Annotated in this window: 11 protein-coding genes; 6 read left to right on the top strand and 5 right to left on the bottom strand. The window is 64.8% G+C overall.

Annotated elements, in window-relative coordinates; translation table 11 throughout:
* Positions 1 to 249: 249 nt before the first annotated feature.
* The 5 genes from QQL87_RS12430 (at position 250) to QQL87_RS12410 (ending at position 4,271) form a co-directional block, all read left to right on the top strand.
* A complete protein-coding gene (locus QQL87_RS12430; RefSeq protein ID WP_284417894.1) occupies positions 250 to 1,095 on the top strand; it encodes an electron transfer flavoprotein subunit beta/FixA family protein in 846 nt (281 codons plus the stop codon).
* A 52-nt stretch (positions 1,096 to 1,147) separates the two neighbouring features.
* Positions 1,148 to 2,254 (top strand): electron transfer flavoprotein subunit alpha/FixB family protein, encoded by a 1,107-nt coding sequence (locus tag QQL87_RS12425; RefSeq protein WP_284417895.1) that lies wholly within the window; start codon positions 1,148 to 1,150, stop codon positions 2,252 to 2,254.
* A 22-nt stretch (positions 2,255 to 2,276) separates the two neighbouring features.
* Positions 2,277 to 3,584: an FAD-dependent oxidoreductase gene (locus tag QQL87_RS12420; RefSeq protein ID WP_284417896.1), complete on the top strand. Its 1,308-nt coding sequence runs from the start codon at positions 2,277 to 2,279 to the stop codon at positions 3,582 to 3,584.
* Between the two features lie 41 nt (positions 3,585 to 3,625).
* The gene (locus QQL87_RS12415) at positions 3,626 to 3,922 is read left to right on the top strand and encodes a ferredoxin family protein (protein ID WP_006609708.1); all 297 of its coding nucleotides are present in this window, start codon (positions 3,626 to 3,628) and stop codon (positions 3,920 to 3,922) included.
* A 142-nt stretch (positions 3,923 to 4,064) separates the two neighbouring features.
* Positions 4,065 to 4,271, top strand: coding sequence for a TOBE domain-containing protein (locus QQL87_RS12410; RefSeq protein ID WP_284417898.1), 207 nt, complete (start codon positions 4,065 to 4,067; stop codon positions 4,269 to 4,271).
* A gap of 28 nt (positions 4,272 to 4,299) precedes the next feature.
* On the opposite strand, the gene QQL87_RS12405 is transcribed toward QQL87_RS12410, so the two are convergent.
* Positions 4,300 to 4,863 carry a DUF2478 domain-containing protein gene (locus QQL87_RS12405; protein ID WP_284417900.1) on the bottom strand — a complete coding sequence of 188 codons (564 nt, stop codon included), beginning with the start codon at positions 4,861 to 4,863 and terminating at the stop codon, positions 4,300 to 4,302.
* 130 nt (positions 4,864 to 4,993) lie between these two features.
* Between QQL87_RS12405 and modD the strand changes: the two genes are divergently transcribed.
* The gene (modD, locus tag QQL87_RS12400; protein WP_284417901.1) at positions 4,994 to 5,860 is read left to right on the top strand and encodes a ModD protein; all 867 of its coding nucleotides are present in this window, start codon (positions 4,994 to 4,996) and stop codon (positions 5,858 to 5,860) included.
* A gap of 13 nt (positions 5,861 to 5,873) precedes the next feature.
* Here modD and QQL87_RS12395 read toward each other — a convergent pair whose 3' ends face one another.
* From QQL87_RS12395 to QQL87_RS12380, 4 genes are all read right to left on the bottom strand, one after another.
* Complete coding sequence (locus tag QQL87_RS12395) at positions 5,874 to 8,087, bottom strand: ABC transporter substrate-binding protein (protein WP_502871158.1); 2,214 nt, start codon at positions 8,085 to 8,087, stop codon at positions 5,874 to 5,876.
* A 238-nt stretch (positions 8,088 to 8,325) separates the two neighbouring features.
* On the bottom strand, positions 8,326 to 9,246 hold the full coding sequence (locus QQL87_RS12390; RefSeq protein ID WP_284417903.1) for an SEL1-like repeat protein: 921 nt from the start codon (positions 9,244 to 9,246) through the stop codon (positions 8,326 to 8,328).
* A gap of 500 nt (positions 9,247 to 9,746) precedes the next feature.
* On the bottom strand, positions 9,747 to 10,292 hold the full coding sequence (gene ahpD / locus QQL87_RS12385) for an alkylhydroperoxidase, AhpD family (protein ID WP_284417904.1): 546 nt from the start codon (positions 10,290 to 10,292) through the stop codon (positions 9,747 to 9,749).
* 2 nt (positions 10,293 to 10,294) lie between these two features.
* A complete protein-coding gene (locus tag QQL87_RS12380) occupies positions 10,295 to 10,849 on the bottom strand; it encodes a peroxiredoxin (RefSeq protein WP_284417905.1) in 555 nt (184 codons plus the stop codon).
* Positions 10,850 to 10,960: the final 111 nt, after the last annotated feature.

Raw genomic sequence — 10,960 nt, 5'->3', positions numbered from 1 at the left:
TCTCCCCCCCCCGCCCCCCCCCCCCCGCCCCCCGCCCCCCCGCTTCTGCTTGTGCTTGTGCCTCGCCTTCAAGCTCCTGTCGTATTCCCGACGCGTGTTGCTTGCGACGTGTCGGACGTCTCGCGGCATCCTGCGCAACAAATCAGGTCGCCGCGCCAAGATGTTGAATCGTCGCTGCTATTCGATCTGCCTGAAACTGGTACGACAATTGCTGTCCTCATCGCAGGCCCACACACCGGGAGTGATCGCATGCATATCGTCGTCTGCATCAAACAGGTTCCGGACTCCGCGCAGATCCGGGTTCATCCGGTGACCAACACCATCATGCGCCAGGGTGTGCCGACCATCATCAATCCCTATGATCTGTTCGCGCTCGAAGCGGCCTTGCAGCTGCGCGACAAGTTCGGCGGTGAAGTCACCGTGCTGACCATGGGACCGCCGTCCGCCGAGGACTCGCTGCGCCGGGCGCTGACCTACGGGGCCGACCGCGCCGTGCTGCTCACGGACCGCTTCTTCGCCGGTGCCGACACGCTGGCCACCACCTACGCGCTGGCGACGGCCATTCGCAAGATCAGCGAGACGTTCGGCGCGCCGGACATCGTGTTCACCGGCAAGCAGACGATCGACGGCGACACCGCTCAGGTCGGTCCTGGCATCGCCAAGCGCCTCGGCCTGCTGCAGCTGACCTATGTCGCGAAGATCAACGAGGTCGATCCCGCCGCGCGCACCATCGAGGCCGAGCGCCGCTCGGAAGGTGGTGTTCAGGTGCTCAAGACCAAGCTGCCATGTCTGGTCACGATGCTGGAGGCGACCAATGAGATCCGCCGCGGCGCCATGGCCGACGCGCTGCGCGCCGCGCGCGCCAAGATCGTGACCTGGAGCGCCAAGGAGGCCGGTGTCGAGGACATCTCGAAGTGCGGCCTGAAGGGCTCGCCGACGATCGTGAAGCGCGTGTTCGCACCGTCCGCCCGGGCCGAGAAGGCGACCATCGTCGACTTCTCGACCCGCGCGCCGGCCGAGGCGCTCATCGAGGAATTGTTCAAGCGCCAGCCGAAGCTCGAAGCCGAGTTGACGATTTCAGCGCACGGCTTCTGACCCCCGAGGCTTCTGGCCTCACGGCATCTGACGGATCAAGGGAACGACGACCATGAGCGAACCCACCAAAGCACCGCCTGCCGCAGCCGGTCGCGCCGCGACCAAGAAGGAGCTGCCGGAGCATTTCAAGGCCTACAAGCACGTCTGGGTGTTCATCGAGCAGGAGCGCGGCCAGGTTCACCCGGTCTCGTGGGAGCTGATGGGCGCGGGACGCAAGCTCGCCGACAAGCTGAAGGTCGATCTGGCGGCCGTCGTCATCGGCCCGCCCGGTGAAGCCGTTCAGCATGCGGCCACGGAGTCGTTCTGCTACGGCGCCGATCTCGCCTACATCGTGGCCGACGACGTTCTGACCGATTATCGCAACGAGGCCTATACCAAGGCGCTGACGGATGTCGTCAACACCTACAAGCCGGAAATCCTGCTGCTCGGCGCCACCACGCTCGGCCGCGATCTCGCGGGTTCCGTGGCGACCACTTTGCTCACCGGTCTCACCGCCGATTGCACCGAGCTCGACGTCGATGCCGACGGCTCGCTCGCGGCGACGCGGCCGACCTTCGGCGGCTCGCTGCTGTGCACGATCTACACGCTGAACTACCGGCCGCAGATGGCGACCGTGCGCCCGCGCGTGATGCCGATGCCGGACCGTGTGGAAAAGCCTGCGATCCGGATCATCGAGCACAAGCTCGGCCTCGTCGAGGAGGACATCGTCACCAAGGTGCTGTCCTTCATTCCGGACCGCGACTCCGCCAAGTCCAATCTCGCTTATGCCGATGTCGTCGTTGCCGGCGGACTCGGGCTCGGCTCGCCGGAGAATTTCCAGCTGGTCAAAGGTCTCGCCGCAGTGCTCGGCGCCGAGTTCGGCTGCTCGCGGCCGCTGGTCCAGAAGGGCTGGGTCACCTCGGACCGCCAGATCGGCCAGACCGGCAAGACCATCCGGCCCAAGCTCTATATCGCCGCCGGCATCTCCGGCGCGATCCAGCATCGGGTGGGCGTCGAGGGCGCCGACCTGATCGTCGCCATCAACACCGACAAGAACGCGCCGATCTTCGACTTCGCGCATGTCGGCATCGTCACCGACGCGATCCGGCTGCTGCCGGCGCTCACCGAGGCATTCCGCGCACGTCTGTCGCCGCATTCGCGCGACCGCATCGCAAGCTAGGCACCAGAGAGGGAGCAGGGCAATGATCGAGGAACGGTTCGACGCGATCGTCGTAGGCGCCGGCATGGCCGGCAATGCTGCTGCGCTGACCATGGCCCAGCGCGGCATGAAGGTGCTGCAGCTCGAGCGCGGGGAATACTCAGGCTCGAAGAACGTGCAGGGCGCGATTCTCTATGCCGACATGCTGGAGAAGCTGATCCCGGACTTTCGCGAAGAGGCGCCACTGGAGCGGCACCTGGTCGAACAGCGCTTCTGGATGCTCGACGACAAGTCGCATGTTGGCCTGCACTACAAGTCGGACGACTTCAACGAGGAGAAGCCGAACCGCTACACCATCATCCGTGCCCAGTTCGACAAATGGTTCTCGTCCAAGGTCAAGGAAGCCGGCGCCACCGTGCTGTGCGAGACCACGGTGACGGAGCTGGCGCAGGACGCCTATGGCAAGGTCATCGGCGTCAAGACCGATCGCCGCGATGGTGAGATCCACGCCGACGTCGTCGTGCTCGCCGAGGGCGTCAACGGCCTGCTCGGCACCCGCGCCGGCCTGCGCGAGCGGCCGAAGCCGGAGAACGTCGCGCTCGCGGTCAAGGAGATGCACTTCCTGCCGCGCGAGACGATCGAAGCCCGCTTCAACCTCAAGGGCGACGAGGGCGCGGTCATCGAAGCGGCGGGCACGATCTCCCGCGGCATGACCGGCATGGGCTTCATCTACTCCAACAAGGAGTGCATCTCGCTCGGGATCGGCTGTCTCGTCTCCGACTTCCAGAAGACCGGCGAGACGCCCTACGGCCTGCTCGAGAACTTCAAGAAGCACCCGTCGGTGGCGCCGCTGATCGAAGGTTCTGAAGTGAAGGAGTATTCGGCGCATCTGATCCCCGAGGGTGGCTACAATGCGATTCCGGATCTGTGCGGCGATGGCTGGGTCGTGGTCGGCGATGCCGCCCAGCTCAACAACGCGATTCACCGCGAGGGCTCGAACCTGGCAATGACCTCGGGCCGCATCGCGGCGGAAGCGATCTTCCAGGTGAAGTCGCGCCGCGATCCGATGACCAAGGCGAACCTCGCGCTCTACAAGAAGATGCTGGAGGAGTCCTTCGTCATCAAGGACCTGAAGAAGTACAAGGACATGCCGGCGCTGCTGCACAACCAGTCGCAGAACTTCTTCCTGACCTATCCGCAGCTGGTCTCGAAGGCGATGCAGAACTTCGTGCGTGTCGACGGCACGCCGAAGAAGGAGAAGGAGAGCAGCACCCTGCGTTCGTTCGTGAGCGCAAGGTCCTGGACGGGCCTGTTCGGAGACGCGTTCCGCTTCGCGCGGGCGTGGCGCTGATAGCTGAAGTGAACGAAACAACTGGGCAAGGGAGATCAGAGATGAGCACGGATGTCGCGGTCAGGGTCGAAGACAAGCTGTTCTACAATCGCTATCAGGTCGATCCCGGCCGGGCCCATATCAAGGTCCGTCCGCATACCACGCCGAGCCCGCAGCTGAAGGCGCTGCTCAAGGCGTGCCCGGCGCGCTGCTACGAGCTGAACGATTCCGGTCAGGTCGAGATCACGGTCGACGGCTGCATCGAATGCGGTACCTGCCGGGTGATCGGTGAGGCCAGCGGCGACATCGAGTGGAGCTATCCGCGCGGCGGCTACGGCGTGCTGTTCAAGTTCGGCTGAGACGAGCCCGGACAGCATTCTTCCGTGCGCGCGGATGTGTCGCCCATCCTGTATCGTTGTTGATATAGGTCATTGAGTCCGGCGGCTCGCTCTGCTTAGATCCGGCTGCAGCAACGATGCTGCAGCCAGTCAGGAGAAGCTTGTGAAACTGAGCGCACGGAATGTCTTGCCGGGAACCATCATCTCGGTCTCGAAGGGAGCGACGACCGCCCATGTCAAGGTCGAGCTTGCGCCGGGATTGACGGTGTTTTCGGCCATCACCAACGAGGCCGTGGAAGAGCTCGGGCTCGCTGTCGGCGACCGCGTGTCCGCCGTGATCAAGTCGTCGGACGTGATGATCGGCAAGTAGGGATGACGTGCTCGATCGCGCCAGGCGATCAGCCAATCGGCTCGCGACGGGAGTTCAAGTCGTGCCACCATGCCTCCATCGCAGGTTGCGATGGCGACAGCAGGGTGCCGAGGCCGCCGGTGAAGTCCCGCCAGTCCTCGATGCATTTCTGCGGCACGGCCGTCAGCACCGGAATCCCGGACGTGATGGCATCGGCCAGCTCGTCGCGCAGTCCGCTTCCCGATGCTTCCTGTTTGGAGAATTTGTTGACCACAATGAGGTCGGCATGAGCGGCGATGGCGCGGTGGACGGCCATGCCGGCTTCGGCAAGGCCCGCAGCATCCAGCTTGCAGGCCGTGGATCCGCTGCCGAGGTCCAGGCAGATCGAGATTCGATCCCCATTCGCCAGGTCGATGACGTCCATTCCGCTCTTCCTGCCGATCTCGTCCCTGGTGTTGCGCTGAACGATGCCGCCGACCCGGACGCCACGCTGGACGAGACCCTGGACAAACGCGTCCAGCAGGGTGTCGGCATCGTCGCCCGGGCCATAGAGAATGGCAGCAAGGCGGGGCGGGTTGAGCTCGGCCGGCTCCGGACGATCGTGCGGCGTCATGTCTTGACCTCGGACAGTTGCGGTTCTTCCGCCCGGTCGGCCGGGCCATGGAGGTCCGGCGGCCGCGGGCGGGCGGCGCGGCGTAGATATATCGAGAACAGGGCCTTTGGACCAAGAGGAGATGTCGGGCGTGCCGACCACCGCTACGCAGCATGATCTGGAAGCTCTGCTTCGCGACGATGTCCCCTACGGCGATCTCACGACGGAGGCGCTCGGGATCGGCGCCCAGCCCGGCGCGATGCAGTTTGCCGCGCGAGACCGCATGGTGCTGGCCCTGGCGGAGGATGCCGCGGCGCTGATCGAGTTCGCCGGCTGCCGGGTCGAGCTGCTCGCGCGCAGCGGGGCCGTGCTGGACAAGGGCGCGCCGATCCTGCGGGCGCAGGGCCCCGCCGCCGGCCTGTTGCGCAGCTGGAAGGTGGCGCAGACGCTGATCGAGATCTGGTCGGGCGTTGCATCCGAGGCAGCCGCGATCGTCCGTGCCGCGCGCGCGGTAAGGCCGGATATCGCGGTCGCCTGCACGCGCAAGAATGTCCCGGGCGCGAAGTCATTTGCGGTTGCCGCCGTCAAGGCGGGCGGGGCGGTGATGCACCGGCTCGGCCTGTCCGAAACCATCCTCGTCTTTCCGGAGCATCGCGCCTTCCTCGGCGATACGCCGCTCGCCGACATCGCCGCGCGGTTGCGCCGTGCCGCCCCGGAGAAGCGGCTCGTCATCGAGGTCACGGGAATCGAGCAGGCCGTCGCGGCTGCGGCAGCCGGCTTCGACGTCATTCAGGCCGAGAAGTTTTCGCCGGGCGACATCGAAGCGCTGGTGCAGCGAATGAACACGATGGCGACGCATCAGATACGTCCGATCGTCGCCGCTGCCGGCGGCGTCAATGCACAGAATGCCGCGGCCTATGCCGCGGCCGGCGCCGATGTGCTCGTCACGTCCGCCCCCTATCTCGCGCGCCCCTGTGACGTCCAGGTGCGCATCAACGGCGCGGCGGCTGCAGCTTGATCCCGCCGCGAGATTATTGCGGCGGCCGCGCGACGGGGCGCTTCTGCCGGTTGGCGCGCCATTCCAGGAACTCGCGGAACAGTTTTGGATCGGTGGGCGCCCCGTTCGGCGGTGGATCGGTCGCCTGGGCATTGGCGCCGAGCACCTGCGCCGCGCGCATGTTGCGGTCGAGCCAGTCCTGCGCCGTCTTGAAGCGGGTCCAGCCCGCGATCGGCGCCATTGGCGCCACTTCCAGCCATTTCGGATGAAACGGCGGCCGCTGCAGCGCCGGCAGGTTGTTGAACAGGGCTTCGACCAGCAGCGACAGGCGGCGATGGCGATCGCTGCCGGCTTGCCAATTGTACGACGCCAGCAACGCCTCGGCCGCAATCGTATTCACCGGTGCTGAGCCACTGACGAGATTGGGGTAGTCCTCGGCTGACAATGTCGCCGGCAGATAGTCGTCATGCAGGGCCTTGTCGTAGTCGACCGGCACGAGATGCAGGTTTGGATCCTTGACCTGGCTCAGCCATTGCAACGGCTTGCCTTCGACGGCGATGATCGCGTCGATGTCGCCCTTGCGCAGCATGTCCAGCGCCAGCCGCGGCTCGATATAGAGAAGGTGCGGCCTGATCCCCAGGCGTTCGAACACGTTGATGGAGGTGACGAAGGTGCCGCCGTCGGGCAGGTCGACGGCGATGGTCTTGCCGTCGAGCTCGCTGAGGCTGGTGATGGATTTCGGCGCCAGGACGTGCATCTCCTCGTTGAACAGCTTGGCGACATAGGCCAGCTGCTCGCGCACATTGTTGGCGAAATCCTTGCGCTCAACGAAGGCCAGCGTGTCCTTACGGATGATGCCCGCGTCGACGCCGCGCAGCAGCAGGATGTCGGCGACCGACTGGACGGAGCCACGGCCGAGCACGGGCAGAACGCGCAATTCCGTGCCCTTGTCGAGAACCGAGGCGAGGTCAGCCCCCATGTTCGCATAGGTGCTGCCGAACGATCCCGTCATCAGCGTCACGGTGTTGGTGTTCAGCTGGTTGGCTAGGTCACGCTTGGCCGTGCCGTAGCGGAAGATCGTCTTGAACGAATCGCTGACACTGCCAGGATCGATGCCGCTGCGGACCGGACCGAAGCGCTGCCATTTGCCATCGGTGAACTGCATCATCTGCATCTGCTCCAGCGGCGCGTAGTCATGGGCGCTGGTGTTGACGCTGATGCCGGGCGTCAGCATCGGCAATTTGAGGCCCTTCAGCGACGCGGCATGCCTCATGATGTTGTCGCGCGACAGGTCGTCGCCGCAATTCCTCAACACCGCCACCATGGCATTAGCGGCGAGGTAGCCAAAGGTGGCAAGACCGTTGCTTCGGGGAACATCGGGCAGATAGCGGTCCATGAATGCGGACCACTCCCGGTAGGACGGATCGCCGGCCGTCGCAGCCTCTTCGCCTTCGTAATAGTACCCCGCGGACATGATGCCCTCGGCATTCTGCAGGCCTGCCGGCTGCATCACGGCCGACACCGATTCCGAGACCGTGGAGATGATGTGGTCCGGCCGCCAGCCGATCTCGGCCGCACGGCGGATGGCCATGACGGCAAATTTGGGCGTCGTCACATCGAAGAAGATGTCGGCCCCCGACGCCTTGAGCGTGGCGATCTGCTGATTGACGTTGGCGTCCGTCACCTTGTAGGTCGCCTCTGCCACGATCGGAATCTTGCCGCCCAGGCCGTCCTTCAGTCCCTTGACGTAATCCTTGCCGAAATCATCGTCCTGGGAAAGAATCGCGATCTTGCCGCGGCTGTGTGTCTCCAACAGATACTGCGCATAGACGTGCGCCTCGGCCTGGTAGCTCGGCTGAAAACCCATGGTCCAGGGAAAGTCGTGCGGCTGATCCCATTGCGAGGAGCCGGATGCCACGAACAATTGGGGGACCTTGTTGGCGTTGAGATAGGGACGCACCGCAAGGTTGGGGGCCGTGCCCAGGCCCGCGAACATCAGCAGGACCTTGTCCTCTTCGACCAGCTTGCGCGTCATCTCGATCGTCTTCTGGGGGACGTAGCCGTCGTCATAGGAGATGAAAGCGATGCGCCGGCCGTTGATTCCGCCTTCGCTGTTGATCTTGTTGAAATAGGCCGCAATCGCTTTGCCGATGACGCCATAGGCGAGGGCCGGCCCGCTATAGGGCATCGTATTGCCGATGCGGATGTCGTTGCCGGCTGCAGCGGCTGCGTGCTGCTGAGCCAGCACCAATGGTCCAGCAAGGGCCAGGGCGACCGATGCGGCGTTCGCGGCGGCGCGGATACGGCCGGTCTGATGATCCCGCCATCGCCGCGCTCGGCTGGTTGCGGTTGGTACGCAGGTGCGAATTGCAGCGTCGATGCCCTGCATCATCAATCCTCCCATGCATGTCTTCGTGTTGAGCGCAGACAGTCGCCGCCGCTCTCCTGCCGAGAGCGGTCCGGTTCGCTTTCGAGCGCTAGGCTGATCAGCGCGCCGCGGAGATGCGGCGGCTGGCCTCCGGTGATCCCTGCTCTGCAGCCCTGAGATACCAGGCGCGGGCCTTGGCAGCGTCGGGGATGGCTCCGAGCAGCCGCGACTTCGTCAGTTCGGTCGGGTCATAGGTCCGCGCGAGCAGAAGAGAGGCATCGGCGACGCCGGCGTCGGACAGCCGGGTCAGGATCAGGCGTGCACTTGCGACATCGCCCGCGGCAAGCAAGTCGCGTCCCCGCTTCATCAGGGAATCGACCTCCTCTCGAGGCAGCGGAACGGTCGGGCGCGGCGCGGCCATGGGCGCAGCGGACGGCAGGTTCGAGGTTGCCGGCGGAGCGGCGACCATCGGCGGCGGCGATTGCGGGGCCGAGGGCCAGGCGCGCGTCGCCATCTCGGCATTGCCGGGAGCCACGAGCGAGGCGACCGTCTGCGGCGGATCGTCCTGGGCGACCTTGGCTTCTGCCGGATCGATCTGGGCAAGGCTCTCCAGCACCGTCGCCGGCATGATCTGGCTTTTGCCGGCAGGCACGGCTCCGTTGCCGTCGAAGGGGACCATGTTGACGACGATCATGGCGATGGAGGCGGCGATGCCGACGGCGGCCCCGATCTTGATGATGAGACCGAGACGCGAAGCCTTTTCCGTATCGTCCGGCGGGGCCGGCATCACCACGGGATCGAGCTTCGCACTCCAGGCTCGCCGCACGTCTTCATCGTCAAGATCGACCGGGGCAGGGCGCGCCAGCAGGAAGTTGGGCCGTGCGACCAGATGGTGCGGCAGGGGGCTGCCGTCGGCAGGCGCGTCGTCCATGGTCGGATCCGCATCCGCCTGGCGACGGCGCGGCGCATATTTGCGAAGCTCTTCACTGGCCCAAGGCGGCGCCGGCTTGTCCGGATCGTTCTGAACTGGAGCACTCATCACTAGCCTCCTGTCTCCGACGATCGGATCGCCGGAGAGAGCTTCAGGGCGTCAGGCACGCGCGGTCGACCCGATGATCGCATGATGCGGGATCGGAGGAAATGCATCAACGTTTGCGTCGCGACTGACAGGTCCGGTTTCCTTCCGACACACGCGCCACTGTTTTCGCGCGCCCTGGTCACAATCGATGTTGCTTGGCCCTTAAGCTGATCAATGTTCTTGGCGGGAAGCGTGAGTAGGTAAGGCTATTTGATGGAAATTTCCCGGCTGGCCCCATCGATGAATGCTCGCAGGACGCGAGGTGGCCGGCGCTCCGGGCACCGCGGAGACATGGTCCGGAGTATCAGAATGCCGCTGCTGTTTCGACTTTGCCGCGTGTTCAGTGGCTTAGCCACCTGAACGGTTGCAGGCGCCCCTCAATGAGTGCAACCCCTGCGCGACGTCGCCAAACGCAAATGCGGCCGGACAAGGCCGGCCGCATTCACATATCGGGTCGATTTCTACTCAGCCGCGAGCGCGACGGAGACGCCGGCGGCTTCGATCGCGACGGCGACCGACTGGATGATGGCCGCGAAGCGGACGGCGGTCTGGATCGAGGTCGCGGGGACGCCCGCATCCTGCAGGACCTTTTCGTGCGCGTCGATGCAGGTGCCGCAGCCGTTGATCGCGGACACCGCGAGTGACCACAGCTCGAAATCGGCCTTGTCGACACCCGGGTTGGCGATGACGTTCATCCGCAGCCGGGCCGGCATCGTGGCGTACTCCTTGTTCGAGGCAAGGTGCACAAACCGGTAGTAGACGTTGTTCATCGCCATGATCGCGGCGGCCGACTTCGCTGCCGCCAAGGCGGCCGGCGACAGATGCGCGGCTGCGACCGATTCGAGGGCCGCCGTCACCGTCGGGTTGCGGGTGGCAATCGCGCAGGCGATGAACAGGCCGTACTTCGCTTGCGCCGACAGCGTCTCATCGGAGGCCATGGACGACAGATTGAGCCTGACGTCCTTGGCGAAGTCCGGGATCTGGTCCTTGAGCTGCTCGATCGACATGATCAGGCGACCTTCAGGGTCTCGCCGCCGACCTCTCGGTTGCACGGGCAGAGCTCGTCGGTCTGCAGGGCGTCGAGCACGCGCAACGTATCCTTCGGCGCGCGGCCGACATTGAGGTTGGTCGCATAGACGTGCTGGATCGTGTTGTCGGGATCGACGATGAACGTATAGCGGTAGGCGACGCCGTCCGGCGAGCGGACGCCGAGGCCGTCGACCAGCGAGCCCTTGGTGTCGGCGAACTGCCAGATCGGCAGCTTGTGCAGATCCTTGTGATCGCGGCGCCAGGCGAGCTTGCAGAACTCGTTGTCGGTCGAGCCGCCGAGCACCACGGCATCGCGATCGGCAAAGTCCTTGGCAAGGCGCGCGAACTCGGCGATCTCCGTCGGGCAGACGAACGTGAAATCCTTCGGATAGAAGAAGATGATCTTCCATTTTCCGGGGAAGCTGGTCTCGGTCAGGGTCTCGAAGGCGCTCTCGCCCTTCTCCTCCTGCAGATGAAAACCGGGCTTCACACCGACGATTTCGAACGACGGCAGCTTACTTCCAATTCCGAGCATGTTGCACTCCAAGAAAATTCTGCGCTGCAATAGCGAGGCGCATTGTGCATTGCAAGCGATATGCCATTAGCTATCAACATCAATGCGTTGTCGGAAACGCAACAGTTGGTC

Source organism: Bradyrhizobium sp. SSBR45G (genome assembly GCF_030159255.1).
In the GTDB taxonomy this organism is placed as follows: Bacteria; Pseudomonadota; Alphaproteobacteria; order Rhizobiales; family Xanthobacteraceae; genus Bradyrhizobium.
Note: the sequence above shows the minus strand (reverse complement) of the source record. Positions and strands in the feature narration are given on the sequence as shown.